Annotated in this window: 22 protein-coding genes; 15 read left to right on the forward strand and 7 right to left on the reverse strand. The window is 37.3% G+C overall.

Going from position 1 to position 23184, the window contains the following annotated elements; genetic code table 11:
- Positions 1-10: 10 nt before the first annotated feature.
- Both LNQ34_RS07715 and LNQ34_RS07720 read left to right on the forward strand, forming a co-directional pair.
- Positions 11-2416, forward strand: a complete 2406-nt coding sequence (locus LNQ34_RS07715; protein WP_229999121.1) for a M28 family peptidase — start codon at positions 11-13, stop codon at positions 2414-2416.
- A gap of 12 nt (positions 2417-2428) precedes the next feature.
- A complete protein-coding gene (locus LNQ34_RS07720) occupies positions 2429-2848 on the forward strand; it encodes an SRPBCC family protein (RefSeq protein WP_229999122.1) in 420 nt (139 codons plus the stop codon).
- A 53-nt stretch (positions 2849-2901) separates the two neighbouring features.
- Here the strand turns inward: LNQ34_RS07720 and LNQ34_RS07725 are convergent, their stop codons facing one another.
- Positions 2902-3297 carry a rhodanese-like domain-containing protein gene (locus tag LNQ34_RS07725; protein ID WP_202702629.1) on the reverse strand — a complete coding sequence of 132 codons (396 nt, stop codon included), beginning with the start codon at positions 3295-3297 and terminating at the stop codon, positions 2902-2904.
- Positions 3298-3445: 148 nt separating this feature from the next.
- Between LNQ34_RS07725 and LNQ34_RS07730 the strand changes: the two genes are divergently transcribed.
- The 11 genes from LNQ34_RS07730 (at position 3446) to LNQ34_RS07780 (ending at position 13906) form a co-directional block, all read left to right on the forward strand.
- Complete coding sequence (locus LNQ34_RS07730) at positions 3446-4348, forward strand: LysR family transcriptional regulator (protein ID WP_229999123.1); 903 nt, start codon at positions 3446-3448, stop codon at positions 4346-4348.
- Positions 4333-4782, forward strand: a complete 450-nt coding sequence (locus tag LNQ34_RS07735) for a GNAT family N-acetyltransferase (RefSeq protein ID WP_229999124.1) — start codon at positions 4333-4335, stop codon at positions 4780-4782. Before LNQ34_RS07730 ends, LNQ34_RS07735 begins: the two co-directional genes overlap by 16 nt.
- 97 nt (positions 4783-4879) lie before the next feature.
- The gene (locus LNQ34_RS07740) at positions 4880-5704 is read left to right on the forward strand and encodes an NAD-dependent epimerase/dehydratase family protein (protein WP_229999125.1); all 825 of its coding nucleotides are present in this window, start codon (positions 4880-4882) and stop codon (positions 5702-5704) included.
- 179 nt (positions 5705-5883) lie between these two features.
- Positions 5884-6360, forward strand: coding sequence for a methylated-DNA--[protein]-cysteine S-methyltransferase (locus LNQ34_RS07745; RefSeq protein WP_229999126.1), 477 nt, complete (start codon positions 5884-5886; stop codon positions 6358-6360).
- Between the two features lie 140 nt (positions 6361-6500).
- Positions 6501-7214: a 3'-5' exonuclease gene (locus LNQ34_RS07750; protein ID WP_202702623.1), complete on the forward strand. Its 714-nt coding sequence runs from the start codon at positions 6501-6503 to the stop codon at positions 7212-7214.
- Positions 7215-7228: 14 nt separating this feature from the next.
- The gene (locus LNQ34_RS07755; protein WP_229999127.1) at positions 7229-8299 is read left to right on the forward strand and encodes a winged helix DNA-binding domain-containing protein; all 1071 of its coding nucleotides are present in this window, start codon (positions 7229-7231) and stop codon (positions 8297-8299) included.
- Between the two features lie 110 nt (positions 8300-8409).
- On the forward strand, positions 8410-9849 hold the full coding sequence (locus tag LNQ34_RS07760) for a nucleoside recognition domain-containing protein (protein WP_229999128.1): 1440 nt from the start codon (positions 8410-8412) through the stop codon (positions 9847-9849).
- A gap of 92 nt (positions 9850-9941) precedes the next feature.
- Positions 9942-10403, forward strand: coding sequence for an IS200/IS605 family transposase (tnpA, locus tag LNQ34_RS07765; RefSeq protein ID WP_202702620.1), 462 nt, complete (start codon positions 9942-9944; stop codon positions 10401-10403).
- Positions 10404-10563: 160 nt separating this feature from the next.
- A complete protein-coding gene (locus LNQ34_RS07770; RefSeq protein WP_229999129.1) occupies positions 10564-10758 on the forward strand; it encodes a hypothetical protein in 195 nt (64 codons plus the stop codon).
- Between the two features lie 740 nt (positions 10759-11498).
- Positions 11499-12230, forward strand: a complete 732-nt coding sequence (locus LNQ34_RS07775; protein ID WP_229999130.1) for a hypothetical protein — start codon at positions 11499-11501, stop codon at positions 12228-12230.
- A gap of 71 nt (positions 12231-12301) precedes the next feature.
- On the forward strand, positions 12302-13906 hold the full coding sequence (locus tag LNQ34_RS07780; protein ID WP_229999131.1) for a fumarate hydratase: 1605 nt from the start codon (positions 12302-12304) through the stop codon (positions 13904-13906).
- A gap of 144 nt (positions 13907-14050) precedes the next feature.
- On the opposite strand, the gene LNQ34_RS07785 is transcribed toward LNQ34_RS07780, so the two are convergent.
- Together LNQ34_RS07785 and dinB are read right to left on the reverse strand one after the other, a co-directional pair.
- The gene (locus LNQ34_RS07785; protein WP_229999132.1) at positions 14051-14548 is read right to left on the reverse strand and encodes a PAS domain-containing protein; all 498 of its coding nucleotides are present in this window, start codon (positions 14546-14548) and stop codon (positions 14051-14053) included.
- A 99-nt stretch (positions 14549-14647) separates the two neighbouring features.
- On the reverse strand, positions 14648-15730 hold the full coding sequence (gene dinB / locus LNQ34_RS07790) for a DNA polymerase IV (protein WP_202702616.1): 1083 nt from the start codon (positions 15728-15730) through the stop codon (positions 14648-14650).
- A gap of 239 nt (positions 15731-15969) precedes the next feature.
- On the opposite strand from dinB, the gene LNQ34_RS07795 reads away from it, so the two are divergent.
- Together LNQ34_RS07795 and LNQ34_RS07800 are read left to right on the forward strand one after the other, a co-directional pair.
- A complete protein-coding gene (locus LNQ34_RS07795; protein ID WP_229999133.1) occupies positions 15970-16704 on the forward strand; it encodes a metallophosphoesterase family protein in 735 nt (244 codons plus the stop codon).
- 51 nt (positions 16705-16755) lie between these two features.
- A complete protein-coding gene (locus LNQ34_RS07800; RefSeq protein WP_229999134.1) occupies positions 16756-17286 on the forward strand; it encodes a DUF6646 family protein in 531 nt (176 codons plus the stop codon).
- Between the two features lie 111 nt (positions 17287-17397).
- Here LNQ34_RS07800 and LNQ34_RS07805 read toward each other — a convergent pair whose 3' ends face one another.
- From LNQ34_RS07805 to LNQ34_RS07820, 4 genes are all read right to left on the reverse strand, one after another.
- Positions 17398-18288 (reverse strand): SAM hydrolase/SAM-dependent halogenase family protein, encoded by an 891-nt coding sequence (locus LNQ34_RS07805; protein WP_229999135.1) that lies wholly within the window; start codon positions 18286-18288, stop codon positions 17398-17400.
- A gap of 133 nt (positions 18289-18421) precedes the next feature.
- Positions 18422-21190 carry a M4 family metallopeptidase gene (locus LNQ34_RS07810; RefSeq protein WP_229999136.1) on the reverse strand — a complete coding sequence of 923 codons (2769 nt, stop codon included), beginning with the start codon at positions 21188-21190 and terminating at the stop codon, positions 18422-18424.
- Positions 21191-21556: 366 nt separating this feature from the next.
- Positions 21557-22213, reverse strand: a complete 657-nt coding sequence (locus tag LNQ34_RS07815) for a CoA transferase subunit B (RefSeq protein WP_017495856.1) — start codon at positions 22211-22213, stop codon at positions 21557-21559.
- 99 nt (positions 22214-22312) lie between these two features.
- Positions 22313-23014, reverse strand: a complete 702-nt coding sequence (locus LNQ34_RS07820) for a CoA transferase subunit A (RefSeq protein ID WP_202702611.1) — start codon at positions 23012-23014, stop codon at positions 22313-22315.
- Between the last annotated feature and the right edge of the window lie 170 nt (positions 23015-23184).

The following is a 23184-nucleotide window of genomic DNA, read 5'->3' on the forward strand; positions in this document are numbered from 1 at the left end:
CCTATCTACCATGAAAAAAAACCAAACCTCAATTCTAGCCATAGTTTGCATTCTTGCCATTCTTGGTATTATATACGCCACAATGATGCCGCAGGTAATCTCTAAAGGAGATGAGGCTCTTGCTGAGTTTTCTACGGACAGAGCTTTAAATCAAGTCAGAATTATTGCGCAGAAACCGCACTATGTAGGTTCTCTCAATCATGAACTCGTAGCCAATTATCTTAAACTTGAACTAAACCAAATTGGTTTGGAAACCAGTGTTCAGGAAGGCTTTACTTTAAATGATAGAGGACTTCTTGTAAAATCAAAAAACATTCTTGCCCGCATAAAGGGTACCAACAATACAAAGGCACTTTTACTTCTTTCCCATTACGACAGTGCTCCACATTCTTTTTCAAAAGGGGCAAGTGATGACGCTTCAGGTGTCGCAACTATTCTCGAAGGAATTCGTGCTTTTTTGTATGCAAAACAACCGCATAAAAATGATATTATCATTCTTTTTTCAGATGCTGAAGAACTGGGGTTAAATGGTGCGGCTCTTTTTGTAAACAGCCATCCGTGGGCAAAAGATGTAGGTTTGGTTCTTAATTTTGAGGCAAGAGGATCCTCAGGTCCAAGTTATATGTTAATGGAAACCAATAAAGGAAACAAAGCATTGGTAAAAGAATTTTCTAATGCAAAAACTACTTATCCTGTTTCCAATTCACTTATGTACAGCATCTACAAAATGCTTCCAAATGATACCGACTTAACGGTTTTCAGAGAGCAAGGAAACATTCAGGGATTCAACTTTGCTTTTATAGACGGTCACTACAATTATCACACACAACAAGATGATGTTCAGCACCTGAACAAAACAACTTTGGCTCATCAGGGAACTTACTTAATGCCCTTATTAAAATATTTTTCCAATGTAGATTTAAATACTACAACTTCAACAGAGGATGATGTGTACTTTACTGCTCCGTTCTCCTTCATTAACTATCCTTTTTCATGGGTATGGCCAATGACAATTATTGCTTTAGGATTGTTGATTGTTTTCATCTTTATAGGAAAGGTTAAACGTGTTATCACTTTCAGAGAAATATTCAAAGGATTTGTTCCTTTATTAGGATCTCTCATCATAGCGGGTCTGGTAACCTTTTTAGGATGGAAAATTGTATTACAGATTTATCCGCAATATTCTGACTTATTGAATGGATTCACATACAACGGTCATGCTTATATCGGTGCATTTGTAACACTAAGTATCGCCATTTCATTTGCCTTCTACCATCATTTTTCAGAAGCTAAAATTACCATGAATCATTTTGTAGCACCGTTGCTACTCTGGATCATCATGAATGCATTTGTAGCTAATAGTCTGACTGGTGCAGGTTTTCTGATCATACCGGTATACTTCGGCATACTCCTGTTCGGAATTTTTGTTCTTACTCAACATTATAGCCTCGGACTCAACCTCCTTTTTAGTATTCCGGCATTCGTTATCATCGCTCCATTTATTGTAATGTTTCCGGTTGGTTTAGGATTAAAAATCCTCTTTGTAAGTGCTATTCTAACCGTATTACTTTTTACATTGGTATTACCGATATTTGGTACGTTTGCTAAAAAAGGGATCTGGACGATCTTTTTCTTTGCTGTTTCAATTGGCTTTTTTATCTATGCAGGATACCACTCCGATTACGAACCAGGAAAAGCAAAATCAAACAGTTTACTGTACGTTTACAATGCCAATACCAACTCTGCTCTTTGGGCAACTTACGATGTTAACCTTGACGATTGGACCAAAACTTATTTAGGTCAAAAAAACCAGAGCGCTATTGGTTTAAATACATTACCAATAGCCAGCAAATACAATTCGGGCTTTACGTATAGTGCGATTGCTCCTGTAGTCGACATACCGAAACCAACCATTGCATTTTTAAAAGACAGTGTGGTTGGCAATAACAGGTATTTAAAAATAAAAATCACCCCAAACAGAAAGGTAAATCGTTATGATATTTATGCCAATCCAAAAATGACTTTTTTCAATTTCAAAGCTAATGGAGTTGCAGCTTCAGGACAAAAAGGAAATCGTCTGGAACGCGATGGCATGAAAATCTTATGTTACTATGTGGTAGGCAATGAACCTCTTATCATGGAATTCTACACCAACAAATTGACCGTTCTGGATATGGATTTAATTGAAAGTTCTTTTGATTTGATGACCAATCCGCTGCTTAAAGTAAAACCAAGAAGCGATTGGATGATGCCAACACCTTTTGTATTGAATGACGCAGTACTCCTTCAGCAAAAAATAAAACGCTACACAGCACCCGCAACTATTCCTGCACCTGCAGCAATAGCGAAAGACAGTACTGCCATAAAAAAAGACAGCTTAAAACCTATTGCAAAGCCAATTGTAAAACCACAATAAAAAACACTTATTATGGCAACCAATATCTCTACAGTTCTTTTAAATGCTCCCTCAGAAAAAGTCTGGAATGCACTCACTCAACCGGAGTGGGTCAAACAATGGCAATACGGCAGTGACTTAATCACAGACTGGAAAATTGGTAATGAAATCAGATTTAGGAACGAATGGGAAGGTCAGGTTTTTGAGCAATGGGGGACTGTTTTGGAGATTATCCCCAATCAGAAAATCAAATATTCCTTATTCTTCCCCAGACCGGAATTAGAGGACAAACCCGAGAATTACTTCGTAATGAGTTATGTCTTAACAGAAGAAAATCAGAAAACAAAACTCGAAATTGTTCAGGAAGACAATCGCCCCGGAGCAGTTCAGGAAAAACCTCAGGATGAAGAAAACCCAATTTTACAAGCTTTAAAAGCTTTAATCGAATCGTAAAATGAATTTTAAAATAATAAAGGCAAACTTTATATAAAGTTTGCCTTTATCTTTTAACAGGCGCATTCCATTCTCAAACCTGTCTGTCCCCCTTTTGTTCCCTCAGTGGCATAACCGTCCAACTTCCACCACTCGATCCCTCCTATTAACTCTTTCACCTTAAAGCCGAGTTTTGTCATATTCAAGGCGCCCTTTGTCGAAGCATTGCAGCCAATTCCATCACAATAAGTTACATACAAAACTTCTTTGTCTAAATGTTGGGTACGCTCCAGCGTCATTTCACGATGCGGAATATTGATTGCTGTGGGAATGTGTTCTGCTTCAAAGCCAAAAGCTTTGCGCGCATCAATAGCGATTACTTTCTCTCCATTGTTCAGGGCATCAAATAAATCAGACGGATCTATTTCGAACGCCAGCTTATTCTCATAATGTTTAATTTGTGCTTCCATTTTTTTACAGTTTTACTATTTCAGTTTTTCAAATGTAATGTAATGGCTCCTTCCATAAAAACGAAAAGAATTCATTCAGTTGATTACTTTTTTTCATAGAAAAGCCATCCTAAAATTTTGTTCCTTTGTACTTCTAATTCCCAAAAAAATGGAAATACGTCATTTACGATTAATAAAAGCAATTGTTGAAGAAGGAAGCATCACTAAGGCAATTGACAAGTTGCATCTGACACAATCGGCTTTGAGCCATCAGCTTAAAGAAGCCGAGTATCAATTGGGAACCGCCATTTTTCTGCGCAGCAATAAAAAACTGGTTCTAACCAAAGCCGGCGAAAAGATCTACGAACTTGCCAATGAAATTTTGGACAAACTTTTGCAAACCGAATTGCAAATCAAACAAATGGTTTATGGAGAATACGGTGAAATCAGAATTAGCACCGAATGTTTTTCAAGTTATCATTGGCTGCCATCGGTTTTAAAACAATTTCATTTTTTATATCCAAACGTCGAACTTAAAATTGTAACCGAAGCAACCCATATTCCGATACAAAAATTACTGGAAAACACCATCGATATTGCCGTAATAAGCGATCAGATCAAAGACAACAACATTAGATATATTGAGCTTTTTCAGGATGAAATGGTTATGGCCGTCTCTGAAAACCACGCCTGGGCAACTAAAAAATATGTGGTAGCCAAAGATTTTATCGATGAACATTTACTCATTCACTCCTTTCCGATGGAAACGGTTACCATACATCAGTTTGTACTGGCCCCCGCCAAGGTAACCCCCAGAAAAATAACTGCCCTGCCGCTTACAGAAGCATCGCTCGAAATGGTCAAGGCCGATATGGGGGTAATATCAATGGCAAAATGGGCCTTGTTACCTCATTTGAAAAACAATCCGATAAAAGCTGTACAAATTGGAAAAAACGGTTTAAAAAGAAAACACTTTATTGCTATTCGGGAAAATCAGGAATATCCGGACTACTTTTATCGCTTCATCACTTTTTTACAAAACGAAATCAATCTTCAATGGAATATTCAATAAGAAACTGTGAACCTTCAGACTTACCAAAACTAGTGGTTTTATGCCAAAAACATGCGGAGTATGAAAAAGCTCAGTTTTCTTCGGAAGGAAAAGAAAATAAGTTAAAAGAAGCTTTGTTTGGCGATCGTCCAAAAGTACATTGTCTGGTGGTTGCAACAAAAGATACGATTGTAGGTTATGCTTCCTTTACTTTTGACTTCTCCACCTGGAATGCCGCAAATTTTCTTTATATGGACTGTTTGTTTCTCGAAGAAGAGGCCAGAAGTTTTGGTATTGGCGAAATACTGATTGAAAAGCTAAAACAAATTGGAAAAGAAAACAATTGCGTCAATATGCAATGGCAAACCCCGCAATTTAACGAAAGAGCCATCAAATTCTATCACCGAATGGGCGCAAAAGGAAAAGACAAAGTGCGATTTACTTTGGATCTCTAATATTCTAATCCCGCAAAGAGGTAAAAAAATCAGGTAAATACTGGTTTTAATTCTTTCCAGCTACGAAAGGCTTTATCTTTGCAACTTTAAACGAAAAATGACACAAATCAGTATTTTAGGATGTGGCTGGCTGGGATGGCCTCTGGCGAAAAAGCTAATTAAAGAAGGACATTCGGTAAACGGGTCAACGACTTCGGAAAATAAACTTCCGAGTTTAGAAGCATCGGGAATAAAGGCTTTCCTGGTTGCGCTTGAAAGCGAATATGTTTCAAACAGCATCACTAACTTCCTGGCGGAAAGTGAGATTCTGATTATTGATATACCGCCTAAATTACGAGAAAAAAGCGCCAGTCTTCCGACTCCGTCTGAGAGGATATTTGTTCGAAAAATGGAGAATCTGATTCCGTTTATAGAAAAATCAACGGTAAAAAAAGTTCTTTTTGTAAGTTCAACCGCAGTTTATGGGAATGAGAACGCGACGATCACAGAAGATACACACCCAAATCCGGAAACCGAAAGTGGTAAACAATTGCTTTTAGCGGAAGCTTTGCTTCAAAAGAATCAAAACTTTGCAGCCACCATATTGCGTTTTGGCGGTCTAATCGGAGAAGATCGTCATCCGGTAAAATTTCTGGCCGGAAAAGAAAACCTTGAAAACCCTGATGCACCGATAAATCTGATCCATCAAAACGATTGTATCGCCATTATCGAAGCAATCCTAAATCAGGCTAAATGGAACGAGGTCTTTAATGCCGTAGCACCTTTTCATCCAACGAGAGAAGAATACTACACTCAAAAAGCAAAAGAATACAATCTGAATCCTCCGAAATTTAGAACTGAAAACTCAAACATTCAAAAGATTATTTCAAGTAAAAAAATGGAATCGGTTTTAAATTATCAATTTAGACCTGACAATTATTAAAAGTTTCCTATCCGACTGAGCGAATTCCAAACCTTTTTATAAGCCTGTCACTTCGCTCAGGGCAACAATCGTTTGCCAAAACACATAAAACTTAAATTACCGCCATAACTTATATCATTTAAAAAAAACTTTGCGAACTTTGCTATAAACCTTTGCGCTAAAACTTTACGTTTAAAACTATGGAAACAGTTTATGTCAATTCACCATTAGGAATTACCAAAATCGTTGGAGATGAAGACGGCATTGCTATTGTCTCTGTTTCTGATGTTGGCGATAATGACGTTTCGCAAACCATTCCTAAAGTTTTGGAAAAGGCCGTTTCACAGCTTCAAGAGTATTTTGATGGTAAAAGAACCGACTTCGATTTAAAACTAAACCCAAAAGGAACGGACTTCCAGCAAAAAGTATGGAAATCCTTGTTGGAAATTCCGTACGGAAAAACCATCAGTTACATGGATCAGACCAAGAAACTGGGAGATCTAAAAGCCATTCGGGCTGTTGCGTCGGCAAATGGTAAAAACCCACTGTGGATTGTGGTTCCCTGTCACCGTGTTATTGGTACCAATGGTTCTTTAACGGGTTACGCCGGTGGTCTTTCCCGTAAGAAATGGCTGTTGGAACATGAGAATCCTAGTACGCAGCAGAGTTTGTTTTAGCTTTTGAACAAGTCATACCTTTACGAAAGCGGAAGACAAAAAAGTATCAAAATCTTAAAAACATAAGCTATTTCTTATTTTTAGAATCATTTGCGTACATTTATAAATCTAAATGCCTAAAAATATAAGACGTCACCATAATGATTGAAAAAATTAACCTTAACAACATTCTTTTCCTTGATATTGAAACGGTACCGGAAGAGGAGAATTTCAATTCGCTTGACGAAGAAATGAGGTCTCTTTGGGATCAGAAGACACAATACCAGCGTAAAGACGATTTTACTCCCGAAGAATTTTATGAACGTGCCGGAATCTGGGCAGAATTCGGTAAGATTGTCTGTATTTCGGTTGGCTATTTTACCATTAAAGGTGATATCAGAAATTTTAGAGTAACCTCTTTTTTTGGAGATGAAAAGAAAATCCTGCGCGACTTCAATAATCTGATCAACAATCATTTCAATAAACCGCAGCACCTGCTGTGCGGACACAATGCCAAAGAATTTGATATTCCGTTTATTGCACGACGTATGATCATCAACCAGATTGCAATTCCGGACAAGCTTAATTTATTTGGGAAAAAACCTTGGGAAATACCACATTTAGATACTTTAGAATTATGGAAGTTTGGCGATTACAAGCACTTTACCTCCTTAAAACTATTAACCAAGATCCTGGGAGTTCCCTCTCCAAAAGGTGATATCGACGGCAGTCAGGTTGCACATGTCTTTTATGTCGAAAAAGACATTGACCGAATTGTAACCTATTGTGAGAAAGACACCATAGCTGTAGCTCAGATTTTTCTTCGCCTTCGTCGTGAAGATTTATTAATTGACGATGAAATTATTCATGTGTAATACCGCTTTAAACGATGGATTCAAAAATAGCTCAGCTCAGGCTCATCTCTCAAAAACTTCATAAAACGACTCACAATGCACCACAAGAAATTGTGCAGCATTTAGGGGCAATGCAGGCTCAGGACTATGCAATGGCAAAATGGGCAGTTGGCTCCCGTTGCGATGCTTCAGAAAAAGCGATTGAAGAAGCTATCAATTCGGCACAAATTATCCGAACTCATATTTTACGGCCTACCTGGCATTTTGTTTCTGCCGATGATATTTACTGGATGTTGGATATTTCAGGGCCGCAAGTCAAACGCATTGTAACCTCTTACGTAAAAAAATATGGTTATGATACTAAGAAACTACATCAAACGAATGCCGCTATCCAAAAAATACTTGCAGGAAACAATCATCTCACCCGTGAAGAAATCATGCAGGAACTTAGCATTACTAAAACTCCTGGCCCTGATCATTTAAGCGGTGCCATTATGATGTATGCTGAACTTGATGGTTTGGTTTGTAACGGAAAAATGAACGGAAAACAAATGACGTATGCTTTACTTGAAGAAAGGGTTCCGAAACCACAAGGCAGACTAACCCAAGAGGAAGGTTTGACAAAACTAGCCCTTCGATACTTTGAAAGCCATGGCCCTGCTAACCTTCTTGACTTTTCATGGTGGTCAGGCTTCTCTCCTACCAGCTGCAAAAACATCATTAATGCAATCGAATTGCAATTAAATACTATTACCATTGAGGATCAGAAGTATTGGTTCAAAAATGATATTTCAACTGAGGATAATTTCCGCGAAAGCATCCATTTTCTTCCGGCTTTTGATGAAATCTTAATTTCGTACAAATCACGTGAAGCATCCATATCACCCGAGCATCAACCAAAGGCTTTTACCAACAATGGCATTTTCAAACCCATAATCCTGGAGAACAGCAAAGTCATCGGAACCTGGAAACGCACCATCAAAAAAGATCACGCCAAAATAGAAACCCAATTTTTTAACGAGACTGAAAATCATAAAAAGGCAATTCTTTTTGAAGGCATTAAGCCTTTTGAAAACTATTTAGAAACCAAAATTCAAATCGAATAATTTGAATTTTCACAAAACCGAATTACTTTCAATGAAATACTTCCTGTTTCCTGTTTAAAATCCTTGCGCGTTTTAGGGTTAAATAATTACATTTACAAAAAAATATAATTATGGTATTGAGCAGATTTTGGTTAGCTATTTTTGTGTCTTCAATTTTATTTGTGGTAGTGAGTTTGTTTACCGGCAACAGTTATACACTCGATTTTATTTTGAACGGACAAAAAGATGACCCAATTCTGGTTTCTGAAAAATATCTGGAGCAGATTCCTGCTTTTGTGAGAGACAGCATCGATTTAAAAGAAGATAAAACCATGATTGTAAACAGGGACTTAACAAATCCTGATACTACTTATGTTTACAAAAACAAAACGGTAAAAATTTATAGCGGTGTACAAAAATCAGACGGTTTACTGCCTACCTGTAAAAGTACTTTGATCGACATTATTATTCCATTAATTGCCTACTTAGCCTTTTTCTGCGGATTAATGGAACTTTTAATCGTTTCCGGAGCTTCCGAAAAACTGGCCAGATTCCTAAGTCCGATGTTTACCAAAGTGTTCCCTACGGTACCCAAAAATCATCCTTCGATATCGTATATGACCTTAAATTTTGCAGCAAACTTCCTTGGTTTAGATTCTGCTGCCACACCATTTGGACTAAAAGCAATGGAGAGTTTACAGGAATTAAATGTCGAAAAAGACAAAGCAAGTGATGCCCAAATCATGTTTATGTGTCTGCATGCATCGGGTCTGACCCTGATTCCAACTTCAATTATTGGATATCGCGCCGCAGCAAATGCAGCCAATCCGGCGGATGTTATGCTTCCATGTATCATTACTTCATTAATTGGAACTGTCGCAGCATTCCTAATTGTGGGAATCAGACAAAAAATAAATTTCAAAAGTGCTTCATTAGTACTTGCTTTAATGGCCATTATTGCTGCGATCATAGGATTATTGTTCTACGTTAATCACTTGGATTTAATTGGAAAAAACTATTTTACTTCTAATCTTTCAGGATTGATGTTGGTTGGGATCATTGGAATTACTCTCATTTTTTCCTTCATTCATGAGAAGAAATTTGTAGCACAAGACACTACAATGTTCGATACTTTTGTTGATGGTGCAAACAATGGTTTAAAAACCGGAGTTAAAATCTTCCCTTACGTTTTGGGAATGCTGGTTGCCATTTCCCTTTTTAGAAATAGCGGACTGTTTGAGATTATCAGTAACGGAATCGGATTTATCTTTAGCAGTATCGGCGTAAGTTCTGAAATCATAAATGCGTTACCGGTTGCATTACTTAGACCTTTTAGCTCAGGAGGTTCCAGAGGATTCTTACTGGATTCTATGAGTACTTTCGGAGCAGATTCGCTTACCGGGCGTTTAAGCAGTATTTTCCAATGTAGTGCCGAAACTACTTTTTACGTAATTGCGGTTTACTTTGGATCGGTAAACATTAAAAACACCCGATATGCACTTACCACCATGTTATTGGTTGATTTTATATGTGTAATCGCCGCCATTTTTGTAGCCAGCTGGTTTTTTTAAAGCTTAATAAAAAATAGTATTTTTCTTATTTTTTTATTAATTACGCATAGAAATATTTTGTATTATTGCTTCTATAATACAAAATACGCAAAATGGCAAACACCTATCATCAAGTTTATATACAGGCCGTTTTTGCTGTCAAATACAGAGAAGCACTTATTAATAGCGAATGGAAATCGAAATTATTAAGTATTCTTGGTCATCTGATAAACGAAACAGGATGCAAAACCATAATTGTAAATGGTACCGAAAATCACGTTCATTGCTTTCTGGGTTTAAAACCAAATGTTTCAATTTCTGAACTAATGAAAACCATAAAAGCAAAATCATCAAAATATATCAATGACCATAAGCTGACAAAATCCAGATTCGAATGGCAGGAAGGTTACGGTGTTTTCTCCTACAGCCAATCACATGTTGATGCGGTATATAAATATATTCAAAATCAGGAAGAACACCACAAAAAGCAATCTTTCAAAGAAGAGTATTTTACATTTTTAGAGAGATTTCAGGTTTCTTATGATGAAAAATATCTATTTAATGATCTTATATGAACCGATCCGAAGTCTCGTGATCAAAGATTGTAAAATTCCGTAGGAATGGGGTATTTTGTAGCAACGGATTTCAATCCGTTGATCGATAAAACGACCATAATTCAAAAAGTTCCATAGGAACGAAACATATTAAATGCGATCTTTTGCAAAACCTAAAAATATGAACCGATCCGATGGATCTTTAAACCTCGTTGTCGAATATTTTTTAAACCGGATTAAAATCCGGCCCTACAATATTGGTCGAGCCGAAGGCACTTTCTTAAAGATTACAAATTCCGTAGGAATGACCTCTTTTGTAGCAACGGATTTTAATCCGTTGATCAATAAAAAAACCATAATTCAAAAAGTTCCATAGGAACGAAGCATATTAAAATGCGATCTTTTGCAAAATCTAAAAATATAAACCGATCTGATGGATCTTTAAACCTCGTTGTCGAATATTTTTAAACCGGATTAAAATCCGGCCCTACAATATTGGTCGAGCCGAAGGTTCTTTCTTAAAGATTACAAATTCCGTAGGAATGACCTCTTTTGTAGCAACGGATTTTAATCCGTTGATTAATAAAAACAACCATAATTCAAAAAGTTCCATAGAAATGAAACATATTAAAATGCGATTTTTTACAAAACCTAAAAATATAAACCGATCTGATGGATCTTTAAATCCCCTTATCGAATATTTTTAAACCGGATTAAAATCCGGCCCTACAATATTGGTCGAGCCGAAGGCACTTTCTTAAAAATTACAAATTCCGTAGGAATGACCTCTTTTGTAGCAACGGATTTTAATCCGTTGATCAATGAAAAAACCATAATTCAAAAAGTTCCATAGGAACGAAACATATTAAATGCGATCTTTCGCAAAACCTAAAAATATAAACCGATCCGATGGATCTTTAAACCCCATTGTCGAATATTTTTAAACCGGATTAAAATCCGGCCCTACAATATTGGTCGAGCCGAAGGCACTTTCTTAAAAATTAAAAATTCCGTAGGAATGACCTCTTTTGTAGCAACGGATTTTAATCCGTTGATCAATAAAAAAACCATATTAAAATAAGAGCCATTTAATCAAAGCCTAAAAAATAACAAACCATGAAACCACAATACCTTTTCCTTCTCTCTCTTGTAATCGCCTGTCAAAAACCAAAATCCGAATCGCAGATAGTAGGTGTCCATTCTGAAAACAAAGTTGAAAATGCAATTCCCGCTAAAGAAAAATTCTTGAAAACGGATACCATAACAATCAGCGATGAGGAAGAAATCTCAGCAAACAGCTATATTCTTGCGCATCTTATCAGCCAAAAGGCAGATAAAGACAGTATCATAACCGGAAATTACCAACTTGATTTTTATCAAAATAAAACCAAAACTGTTTCTTCAAAAATCTCTATTAAAGGAATCGAAAAAGGTTCGGAATGGGGGGCTTCTTTTGGATTGACTTCAGCCACGGCTAAAAACTCTCCGTTTGTTCATCTTAGTTTTGGATATCCTGCTTGCGGTTATAGTCAGAACAACTATTTATATTATCTGAAAAATAAAAACATACAATTGGTTCACGAATGGTCAAGCATGTCCGATAGTGGCTGGGGCGGCTGGGTTGAATTCGGAAATCCTTCTGCAAAAACGGATCCGGATTCCTTCTACTGCAAAACAGTTTTCTTTGAACCCGATGACAATGACGAGAATATGGGAACTGTTAAATACTCCGATTCAACGATTTTTCGCTTGATTGGAAATCAGTGGAAAAAGCAGCTACTTACCAAGGAAAACCAAACCTATTTTGAGAAAAAAATGAGTTTTGATGAATTCCACAGTCAAAAATAAAGGATCAAAAACGGACCTTATTCAAATTCTTTCTTAGGTAAATAATTTCTAACTTTGTAAAAAACAAAACAATGATTGATTTTATATACCAGGACCCTTATCCTATTTTGAAGGATGATACGCAATACCGCAAAATCACCTCTGATTTTGTAAAAGTAGAGCAATTTGGACAACGTGAAGTTTTAACTGTTGACCCAAAAGGATTAGAATTATTGGCTGAAGAAGCCCTTACGGATGTTTCGTTCATGCTTAGAACAACGCATTTACAAAAATTAAGAAATATTCTTGACGATCCAGAAGCTACAGATAACGATCGTTTTGTAGCTTATAATTTATTGCAAAATGCATCTGTTGCTGCCGAAGGTCAGTTGCCAAGCTGTCAGGATACCGGAACGGCTATTGTAATGGCAAAAAAAGGGGAAAGCATTTTTACAGGTGTTGATGATGCTGAATGGTTAAGCAGAGGAATTTTCAATACGTATCAAAAGCGCAACCTTCGTTATTCTCAAATTGTTCCGATTTCGATGTTTGAAGAAAAAAATTCAGGCTCAAATCTTCCGGCGCAAATTGATATCTACGCCAAAAAAGGAGCTTCTTATGAGTTTTTATTCATGGCAAAAGGTGGCGGCTCTGCGAATAAAACCTACTTGTACCAACAAACAAAATCTTTATTAAATGATAAATCTATGGATGCTTTCATCCGTACGAAAATCAAAGATTTAGGAACATCGGCTTGTCCTCCGTATCACCTGGCTTTAGTAATTGGAGGAACTTCTGCGGAAGCAAATCTAAGTGCTGTAAAAAAAGCCTCTGCCGGTTATTATGACAACCTGCCAACTTCAGGAAATATGGCCGGTCAGGCGTTTCGTGATTTAGAATGGGAAGAGCGTGTTCAGAAAATCTGTCAGGAAAGTGCTATTGGTGCTCAGTTTGGTGGAAAATATTTCACGCATGACGTTCGTGTAATTCGTTTGCCTCGTCACGCAGCTTCTTGTCCGGTTGGATTGGGAGTTTCTTGTTCAGCCGACAGAAATATTAAAGGGAAGATTACCAAAGACGGAATCTTCGTGGAACAATTGGAAGTAAATCCAAAGCAATTTTTACCGGAAACTGCCCCGCACTTAGAAGCGCCTGTTGAAATTGATTTAGATCAGCCGATGACCGATATTCTGGCCAAATTATCTCAATATCCAATTAAAACCCGTTTAAAACTTAACGGAACTGTAATTGTAGCCCGTGATATTGCACATGCCAAAATCATGGAATTATTGGAAGCTGGTAAACCGATGCCGGAGTACTTTAAAAATCATCCTGTTTATTACGCCGGACCTGCAAAAACACCCGAAGGAATGGCTTCAGGAAGTTTTGGACCGACCACTGCGGGACGTATGGACGTTTATGTAGACGAGTTTCAAAAACATGGAGGCAGTATGGTCATGCTGGCCAAAGGAAACCGTACCAAACAGGTAACAGATGCCTGTCAAAAATATGGCGGATTCTATCTAGGTTCTATTGGAGGTCCTGCCGCTATTTTAGCACAAGACAACATCCTAAAAGTTGAAGTCGTAGATTTTGAAGAATTAGGAATGGAAGCGGTTCGTAAAATTACCGTTAAAGATTTCCCGGCTTTTATTATTACGGATGATAAAGGAAATGATTTTTTTGAAAATCTGTAGACTAAGGTTCTAAGGTACTGAGATACTAAGATTCTAAGTCTTCTTAAACAATAAAAAACCGCCTTAGGGCGGTTTTGTTTTTACTAAGTATTATCCTTTGAACCTTTGCGTCTCAGTACCTAAGTACCTCAGAATCTTAGAACCTTAGTCCAATTCTTCACTTTCGAAAGCAATGAAATGCGACAACTGTCCTTTTAAATTAAAAACAGGAAGTGCATTGATTTTACATTTATAAGTTCTGCCATCTTTTCTGTAGTTTTCAATTGTTTTTTCAAAAGGAATTCGTTGCTGAATGGCTTCTTTTATTTCTTTAAGTACTACTTTTGAAGTTGCCGGTCCCTGAAACATCTTCGGAGTTTTACCCAAAACTTCTTCTTCCTTATAACCTGTCATTTTTCTGATTCCATTTGAAGCAAAAACGATCTTCAAATCCAAATCGGTAACCAGAACTACTTCATTTTTTATCCGTTCTTCAATTTCCAGATTTTTAGCGTCCCAGATAAACTGAGTCGAAATTTTATTCACTTTCTTTACATCCGTAAGAATCGCTTTTAATTCTTTTAAATGTTCACAATGAAAATCCCAAGCCATAATAGGGACTGAATTACGATGAGAAACTTCTTCAAATTTATTCGTTTTCATTGTGAATGATTCAATGTTAATGTACTGTTACTCTCAAAGGTAGAAAGAAAATTCATCATAAAAGAACAAATTACATGATTTAATTATTCCTTAATGCAATTAGAAGGAAAATTTAAGTTGTACTACTACTGCCTTTTTTTCTTCTGTATTTAAATTGTTCAGAGAAATGCCAAGCAATCGAACCGAATCTTTCATTCGTTCCTGATACAGAAGCTCCTCTACGGTCTCTAAAATCAAACTTTTATCGGAAATAAAGTATGGCAGCGTTTTACTGCGTGTTTGTTGCGTAAAATCGCTGTATTTGATTTTAAGCGTCACGGTCTTACCCGAGATGTTATACTTTTTTAATCGTTTTTCTAAAGATGCTGCAATCTTTTCAAGCTGTTCGAGCATAAAAATTTCAGAGGATAAGTTGACATCGAAGGTGTGCTCTGCCGCAACTGACTTAGTTACACGAGACGCTTTTACTTCACTATTATGAATTCCGCGAACCACATTGTAATAAAAAGCCCCCGATTTTCCGAAATGTTTCTCCAAAAACGCTACTTCTTTGCTCTTAAGATCTGCTCCTGTAAAGATTCCCAATTGGTACATTTTTTCGGTGGTCACTTTTCCAACACCATAAAACTTCCGAATGGGCAGTTCTTCCAAAAAGCTTAAAACCTCGTCCGGATTAACGGTTTTCTGTCCATTTGGTTTGTTAACATCCGATGCAATTTTCGCTACAAACTTATTAATCGAAATTCCCGCAGAGGCCGTGAGCCCTACTTCATTCAAAATTCGGAGTCTAATTTCCTGTGCAAGCAAACTTGCGCTTGGGTTGCCTTTCTTGTTTTGTGTCACATCAAGATAAGCTTCGTCCAGCGAAAGAGGTTCAACCAGATCGGTGTAGTCATGAAATATTTTATGAATTTTATTCGAGATCTCTTTGTAACGCTCAAATCGCGGACGAACGAAAATAATTTCCGGACAATATTTTTTGGCCAGAACACCACTTATGGCACTTCGTACACCAAACTTTCGCGCTTCGTAACTCGCAGCCGAGACTACGCCTCTATTCTCCGATCCGCCAACAGCAACAGGTTTTCCGCGCAAAGCGGGATTATCCATCTGCTCTACTGAAGCATAAAAAGCATCCATATCAATATGAATGATTTTTCGATATGTAGGCGTTTCAGACATACTACAAATTTAAAGAGGAAAGGCACAAAATGCGTCGAAAATAATCATAAAAATAACCCCTTAAAATTCATTCCAAATCTCAAATTCCAAATTCCAAATTCCAAATTTCACATTTTACATTCCACATCTCACATTTCACATATAACAATTCAAATCACACCCTTTGTAAAGATTCTCAAGTTAATAGTCTCAAACGAATCCTTTTCGTTATTTTTGTATTTCTACATTAAAGAATTAAAATGCGAACATTTGTTATAGGCGACATACACGGCGGATTACTCGCGCTTGAACAAGTGATGAAAAAAGCCAAAGTTACCACACAAGATACTCTTATTTTTTTAGGCGATTATGTTGACGGATGGAGCCAATCTCCGCAAGTAATTGAATATTTAATGGACTTAAAAAGTAAGCAAAATTGCATTTGCATCAGAGGAAATCACGATGAACTGCTTTTGTCCTGGTTTAAAAGCAAAACAGAAGACGTTGACGAAACTTTATGGTTCAAACATGGTGGTGAAGCGACTGTTCTGGCTTACGAAAAACTGAGTGCGGAAGAAAAACAGACACATATCGCTTTCCTCGAATCATTGGAAGACTATTACCTTGACGATCAAAACCGATTATTTGTTCACGCAGGTTTTACCAATCTGAATGGCGTCAAATATGAATATTTTCCAAAATTATTCTATTGGGACAGAACACTTTGGGAAACTGCTCTTTCATTAGATCCTACTTTAAAAATCGGTGATGTACTTTATCCTAAGCGTTTTACGTTGTATAAAGAAATCTATATCGGACATACTCCTGTGACCCGAATTGGCGAAACAACACCTGTACAAAAAGCAAATATATGGAACGTTGATACTGGTGCCGCTTTTAAAGGCCCGTTGACTATTTTAAACGTCGACACTAAAGATTTCTGGCAGAGCGAACCGTTAAATGAACTGTATTTCTCTGAAAAAGGTAGGAATTAACTCCTAAAAATACTATTTTTGCACTTTAAAAAATAATTAAAATTTATATTTATGAAAAAGGTAATTACACTTTTGTTTTTAGTATCATTTGGATTCACACAAGCACAAGAGGCTTTTAAAGGAAAAGGAGATATTAAAGTGAGTGTTGGTGCTAACATACAAAATGGTGGTTCTGGAATTCAGGGTTCGGTAGATTTTGGTCTTGGAGAAAATTTCTCTTTTGGCTTTGTAGCCAATTATTTATTAGGAGTAGACAACTTTAATGGTTTCTATCATAACAATCCAACTCCATACACTGATTTAAAACCTGACTTTAGTGACCGTTTTGATGCTAAAGCCAGAATTAATGCTAACCTAAGCAGTGTCATTGGGGTTAAACAATTGGATGTTTACCCTGGTTTAAGTTTAGGATTGCGCAACTTTGGAGGTCATGTTGGCGGACGTTATTTCTTTACGGACGGATTTGGTGTTTTCACAGAGATTGGATTTCCAATTGCAAAATACGGAAACAACAAGGATGTATTTGATCATTTAAACAATCAGGCAACTTTTAGTTTAGGAGCTTCATTCAATTTACAGTAAGCGCAACGGATAAGAAAATACAAGTTTTATTTAAAGCCGTATTTCCTCTGAAATTGTCCGAGAGCAAAATTTATAAAGTCAAAAAACCGCCTAGATGGGCGGTTTTTTATTTTATCTGCTTAGCAAAATACTCCAATGAGCTCCGCTAAACACTTTATACTTTTCTGAAAAATTCCCCTGATTGACTGCAAGCGAGAAGTTTAAAAGACTGTTGAAGTAACAAACAGCTGCACCAATTACTGCTTCACCAAATGTATTTACTAACTTTAGTTTTCCTTCGTATACTTTTTCAGCACCATTAAAAACCTGAACTCTCACGACATCTCCCGCTTTCAAGCCTAATTTTTCAGCGGTCTTTTTATCGATATTTGTCCATACATTTCCATATTGAATATCCAAAACCGGAATACCGCCCTTAATAACTCCATTTTCTAAAACCGGTTTCTGATAATCAATTTTCACCACTTCATTAGGCAGCTTAGGCCCTACTTCTTCAAATGCAATCGTTTTTGAGGCTAAACGTGCTCCGGTAAAAGCATATACATCGCGTCCATGAAAGGTATACGATTCATTTGAATTTTGGCGACGGTTTTGTACTTCATCAATTTCGCGAATTTCCTGAATCCCAAGTTGTTCTGCAATTAAAGTCAAGGTTCCGTTATCGGGAGTCACAAAATAATGTCCTGATTTGGTGAGTAAAACTACAGAATGTCTTGCGGTTCCCACTCCCGGATCACAAACAGATACAAATACAGTTCCTGCAGGATAGTACTGTGCGGCTTGTGACAAGCGATAAGCGGCCTCCCAAATATTGTATGCCGGAATTTCGTGGGTCAGATCAAATATTTTTAAATCTGTTGAAACTCCTATTGCCACACCTTTCATTGCTGATACTGCTCCATCTTTCAACCCAAAATCGGACTGAAAAACCAGCACGTTGTTCTGAGAAAAACTACTAAAACTAATGGCATACAAAAAAAACAATAAGTACAATTTCATCATGATTTTTTTTAGGATTACTGAACAAACAAACTTACAAAAAGCGGTCTAACTGTGATATACAAAAATTACATTTGAGAACTTCATAAAAAAACCCCGCAAATTGCGGGGTCTTTCGTTCTTTAAATTAACATTTTTATTTTTTGGCGAATTTCTTAACGATTCTTTTAGCACCATTATTCAACTCGATAACATAAAGTCCTGTTTTTAAAGTTCTCACATCAATAGGATTTCCTGAAAGGGCTCCTGAACTCACTTGTTGCCCCAATGTATTTGTAATTCTGAAAGTATATCCTGTATTATCTGCCAACGAAATGTTCAATTCATCAACAACCGGATTTGGATACAATGCAAATCTTGCCGTTTCATTAGTTTCCACTAATCCTGCTACAATTTCCTGATTTACAATAGCTCCTGAAGCTGTGATATTGATCGAATAATCTTCTACTTGTCCATAAGAAAATGATTCACAAGAAGTTGGTATTCCGTTGTATTTCATAGAAACTCTAAGTCTTGTTGTACCAAGTGTTGCAGTAGCCGGAATTGTGATGGTTCCTGTAGCTGTAGCCGCTGTAGAGGTCGCTTTCGTCCAAACTGTTTCACCTGCATCTGTAAAATCCCCATCTTGGTTGTAATCGATAAAAACAGCATAACCTTCGCTGTAAATAGTAGAAGTCCAAACTGGAGTGATTGTTATCGTATAGGCTGTTCCTTTGGCAGCATTTGTAGAGATAGCAGTATAGTTTTCATAACCGGTTGTTCCTGTTGAAGTATTGTTGATGGTACCGAATACCACTTTTCCAATTCTCTCATCTACAGTACTGTTGCCCTGAGAGTTACAATAATTTAAAGAAGCCGCTGTAGTCGTAACATTTACCACATTACTTGCTGTTGAAACATTTCCTGCTCCGTCTTTGGCTTTTACGCTAAAGCTATATGCCGTCAATGCTGTTAAACCTGTTACGGTATAATTGGTTGTAGTAGACGAACCTTTTAGAGTTGTTCCCTGGTAAATATCATACCCAGTAACCCCTACATTATCTGTTGAAGCAGTCCATGTTAAATTAGTTGTTGACCCCGTTGTTCCGGAAGCAGCAAGATTTGTTGGCGCTGTTGGCGCAGTTGTATCATTTGAGTCCACATACGCAGCTCCAACACCTACAGCATAAAATGCATTGGTGGTAGCAATAACTTCCGGTGAACCGGCACCATACAAATCAATAGCCGATTGTATTCCTGAAGTTCTTGCATTGGCAAAAGTAGAATTTGCTGTTAAATAGACGCTTTCCAAACGGTACGCAATTTTAGCCGCTTTATCAATTGTAATCCCCGTTACGTTATAGGCATTTCCAATATCATTTGTACCTGATTTACCCACAGACAGAATGTAAAACCAATGGTTCAATACACCGGAGTTGGTATGCACACCGCAATAATCGTTACTGCTTGTTGGTGTACAATTTGGATTGATCCAATAGGTTCCGCCATAAGTGTCCGGCTGACCTTCAGAATTTGGATCACTCATTGAGCGCAAAGAAAGGTGCCCTGATCTTCTTTCGATATCTTCACCAATTAACCAGATCGATTTTGTTGGTGCTGCTGCATATTCAATACAGGCTCCCCAAATATCAGAGAACGCCTCGTTCATCGCTCCGGATTCTTTTTGATACGCCAGGTTGGCTGTATAAGTACAAACAGCATGTCCTATTTCGTGTCCTGCAACATCAATAGCAGTCAGGATATCGAAATAAGTTCCGCTTCCGTCACCGTAAGTCATTACACTACCGTTCCAGTAAGCGTTATCGTAGGCATTGCTGTAATGTACGTAGCTTTTTATAATTGCTCCTGCGTTATCAAAGCTGTTTCTGCCATGCACTGTTGACCAGTAATCGTATGTTTTTTCAGCTCCCCAATGTGCATCCAAAGCTCCATTATCTTTGTTCGCATTGTTATACTCAGCAGCGGTCCAGTTATTATCGGCATCCGTAAAATTTACGGCTGCTGTATAACTGGTTCCCTTTTTCATATTGTAGGTGTTGATTCCCAAACCTCTTGTCGCATCAGCAAGTATATAGGACGCTCCGCTTAAGGTAGTTTGTATTACCTGCGTTCCGCTGTAACGTGTCGCGGCATTGGCTGCAACAAAAGCTTTTTTTGCAGTCGCATCCTCTTTTTGATGTATTGCTTTGGCGGTTTTTACTTTATTTCCGTGGCTGTATTCACCAAGGTGTTTTATGGTAGCGTTATAAAACAGGACTTTTCCGGTTTCTGCATCGATATAAAGATCTCCGCGACTTACCGGATTAGTGGCATAAATATCAAATTTATAAGCCAGCCTCACCTTATCTGACTTTCTGGTTTCCCCCTGTTCTTCCATTGCCGGCAATAAAACCAATTCGCCTTTTGGCTTCTCATAGTTCATTGCTGCAGCATCTTGCAGGTTTTCCCACAGATATTGTTTTGCTCCTGTATAAGCAACCGCTCTATCGAAAGCTGCTTTATTGGATAATTTTGGGGTTGTTTTTACATTTTGAAGAGCATAAAACTCTCCATTCATGGAAACTAGTTTTCCGTCTTTCGAATGTAAAGTGTAATTGGCAAATTCTACTTTAATACCCTGCTCGTACAATTGAAATTTTTCATGTGTAAAACCTTCTCTATCAGATTCGATCTTAATTTTAGAAAAGGATTGATTGTCTTTTAAACCTAATTGTTCTTTAAAGACAGTGTTGTAATCGGTTCCTCTGTAAGTAGATTTATCACTAAAAGTGATTAAGCTTGGTTGTCCATTTTCGGATACATTCTTCTGGCTTACCCGTTTGTCTGTGTTTTGGGCAAATCCTGATACTGAAAATGTAAGAATAACAACGGCTGACGCCATGCTTTTTGGTAATTTTCTGTTCATAATAATGTGGTATTTAGTTTGGTTAAATGGATTACAAATAAAATATTAAACGTAAGTAAATACTCTATTTTAAAATAAAAGTATTTCATTTTAGTTAAATAATCGATGAAATTTGCCGTTAATCGATTAAATACAACGTTTTTTACTTTAAATTTACTTTTATTTAACAAACTGTGATGATTTCACAAAAAACAGGCCTAAAAAATAATTATTCTACTGATAACTAATACATTAACACACAAAAGTCAGCAAATACAAGGCTTTTAGAAAAAAGCAAACCCGGTGCCTCTTCTTTAATTTTTTCCTACAAAAAAGGCCAGCCCTTTTAAAAGCTAGCCTTCATGCGAATTTATCTTAATTACAGAATTATCTGATATCCATTTCCGGAATTTCACCTTCAATGATCAAATCAGCTTCGGTTGATGCGATGATGTGCTCAACAGAAACACCCGGTGCTCTTTCTAGTAGCTTAAAACCTTTATCAGTTACTTCCAGAACCGCAAGCTCGGTGACTACTTTTTTAACACAGCCCACACCAGTTAAGGGTAAAGAGCATTTTTTTAGTATTTTAGATTCACCTGCTTTATTAACGTGCATCATGGCAACAATAATGTTTTCGGCAGAAGCTACCAAATCCATTGCACCTCCCATTCCTTTTACCATCTTACCCGGAATTTTCCAATTGGCAATATCTCCATTTTCAGAAACCTCCATAGCACCTAAAATGGTCAAATCTACCTTTTGGCTTCGGATCATCCCGAAACTAAAGGCCGAATCAAAGAAACTGGCTCCCGGAAGTGTTGTAATAGTTTGCTTTCCGGCATTGATAATATCTGCATCTTCTTCTCCGGCAAAAGGGAAAGGTCCCATGCCAAGAACACCGTTCTCACTTTGAAACTCCACAGCAATATCTTCTCTCACATAATTTGCTACCAGAGTTGGAATACCAATTCCAAGGTTCACAAAATAGCGGTCTTTTACTTCTTTTGCAATACGTCTTGCAATATCTTCTTTTGTTAACATAGTTTTAATGTGTCAATTTGGAAATTAGATAATTAGATAATGCAAAATAGGTACGCAATCCAAATAATTATCCAATTATCACATTTTCTAATTCTCTAATTATGCTCTTTGTCTTACCGTTCTCTGCTCGATTCTTTTCTCAAACTTTTCTCCCTGAAAGATCCGTTGCACCATAATTCCCGGAATGTGTATTTGATTTGGATCTAATGTTCCTACCGGAACTAATTCTTCCACTTCGGCGATGGTAATTTTACCTGCACCTGCCATACAAGCGTTGAAATTTCTGGCTGTTCCTTTAAAAATCAGGTTTCCTGCTTCATCACCTTTCCAGGCTTTAACAATAGCAAACTCCGCATTGAAAGCCTGTTCCATGATGTGCATTTTTCCATTGAACTCCCGTACTTCTTTGCCTTCGGCAACTTCAGTTCCGTAACCTGCAGGTGTAAAGAACGCAGGAATTCCGGCCTGAGCCGCACGACAACGTTCGGCTAAAGTACCTTGCGGAGTCAATTCGACTTCCAGTTCTCCTGAAAGCATCTGACGCTCAAACTCGGCATTCTCCCCCACATAAGAGGAAATCATCTTTTTAATTTGCTTCTTTTGCAAAAGCAATCCCAAACCAAAATCATCCACTCCCGCATTATTCGAAATACAGGTTAAATCTGAAATGGAAGTATTTACCAATGCTGCAATTGTATTTTCAGGAATTCCGCATAGACCGAAACCTCCGAACATTATAGTCATTCCGCTTTCAATTCCTTCGATAGCCTCCTGAACGTTATTTACTTTTTTTGTAATCATAACAAACTGTCTTTATTACTGTATATTTTTGATAAAAATAAGATTTTTAGATTAAATTATAACGATTTCGTAAAAAATAAAATGACTGATTTTATTCTTTGAAAACGAACTGCTCGCATGCCTGCTGAGCGGCAGACTACATCATTAAAAAAAGAAATCCTTTCGTAATC

Origin of the sequence: Flavobacterium lipolyticum (genome assembly GCF_020905335.1) — a bacterium.
In the GTDB taxonomy this organism is placed as follows: Bacteria; Bacteroidota; Bacteroidia; order Flavobacteriales; family Flavobacteriaceae; genus Flavobacterium; species Flavobacterium lipolyticum.

What these genes read in the sequence shown, in the direction of transcription:
- LNQ34_RS07715 (WP_229999121.1), top strand. Translation starts at nt 11, where the DNA reads ATGAAAAAAAACCAAACCTCAATTCTAGCCATAGTTTGCATTCTTGCC.
- LNQ34_RS07720 (WP_229999122.1), top strand. Translation starts at nt 2,429, where the DNA reads ATGGCAACCAATATCTCTACAGTTCTTTTAAATGCTCCCTCAGAAAAA.
- LNQ34_RS07725 (WP_202702629.1), bottom strand. Translation starts at nt 3,297, where the DNA reads ATGGAAGCACAAATTAAACATTATGAGAATAAGCTGGCGTTCGAAATA.
- LNQ34_RS07730 (WP_229999123.1), top strand. Translation starts at nt 3,446, where the DNA reads ATGGAAATACGTCATTTACGATTAATAAAAGCAATTGTTGAAGAAGGA.
- LNQ34_RS07735 (WP_229999124.1), top strand. Translation starts at nt 4,333, where the DNA reads ATGGAATATTCAATAAGAAACTGTGAACCTTCAGACTTACCAAAACTA.
- LNQ34_RS07740 (WP_229999125.1), top strand. Translation starts at nt 4,880, where the DNA reads ATGACACAAATCAGTATTTTAGGATGTGGCTGGCTGGGATGGCCTCTG.
- LNQ34_RS07745 (WP_229999126.1), top strand. Translation starts at nt 5,884, where the DNA reads ATGGAAACAGTTTATGTCAATTCACCATTAGGAATTACCAAAATCGTT.
- LNQ34_RS07750 (WP_202702623.1), top strand. Translation starts at nt 6,501, where the DNA reads ATGATTGAAAAAATTAACCTTAACAACATTCTTTTCCTTGATATTGAA.
- LNQ34_RS07755 (WP_229999127.1), top strand. Translation starts at nt 7,229, where the DNA reads ATGGATTCAAAAATAGCTCAGCTCAGGCTCATCTCTCAAAAACTTCAT.
- LNQ34_RS07760 (WP_229999128.1), top strand. Translation starts at nt 8,410, where the DNA reads ATGGTATTGAGCAGATTTTGGTTAGCTATTTTTGTGTCTTCAATTTTA.
- tnpA (WP_202702620.1), top strand. Translation starts at nt 9,942, where the DNA reads ATGGCAAACACCTATCATCAAGTTTATATACAGGCCGTTTTTGCTGTC.
- LNQ34_RS07770 (WP_229999129.1), top strand. Translation starts at nt 10,564, where the DNA reads ATGAACCGATCCGATGGATCTTTAAACCTCGTTGTCGAATATTTTTTA.
- LNQ34_RS07775 (WP_229999130.1), top strand. Translation starts at nt 11,499, where the DNA reads ATGAAACCACAATACCTTTTCCTTCTCTCTCTTGTAATCGCCTGTCAA.
- LNQ34_RS07780 (WP_229999131.1), top strand. Translation starts at nt 12,302, where the DNA reads ATGATTGATTTTATATACCAGGACCCTTATCCTATTTTGAAGGATGAT.
- LNQ34_RS07785 (WP_229999132.1), bottom strand. Translation starts at nt 14,548, where the DNA reads ATGAAAACGAATAAATTTGAAGAAGTTTCTCATCGTAATTCAGTCCCT.
- dinB (WP_202702616.1), bottom strand. Translation starts at nt 15,730, where the DNA reads ATGTCTGAAACGCCTACATATCGAAAAATCATTCATATTGATATGGAT.
- LNQ34_RS07795 (WP_229999133.1), top strand. Translation starts at nt 15,970, where the DNA reads ATGCGAACATTTGTTATAGGCGACATACACGGCGGATTACTCGCGCTT.
- LNQ34_RS07800 (WP_229999134.1), top strand. Translation starts at nt 16,756, where the DNA reads ATGAAAAAGGTAATTACACTTTTGTTTTTAGTATCATTTGGATTCACA.
- LNQ34_RS07805 (WP_229999135.1), bottom strand. Translation starts at nt 18,288, where the DNA reads ATGATGAAATTGTACTTATTGTTTTTTTTGTATGCCATTAGTTTTAGT.
- LNQ34_RS07810 (WP_229999136.1), bottom strand. Translation starts at nt 21,190, where the DNA reads ATGAACAGAAAATTACCAAAAAGCATGGCGTCAGCCGTTGTTATTCTT.
- LNQ34_RS07815 (WP_017495856.1), bottom strand. Translation starts at nt 22,213, where the DNA reads ATGTTAACAAAAGAAGATATTGCAAGACGTATTGCAAAAGAAGTAAAA.
- LNQ34_RS07820 (WP_202702611.1), bottom strand. Translation starts at nt 23,014, where the DNA reads ATGATTACAAAAAAAGTAAATAACGTTCAGGAGGCTATCGAAGGAATT.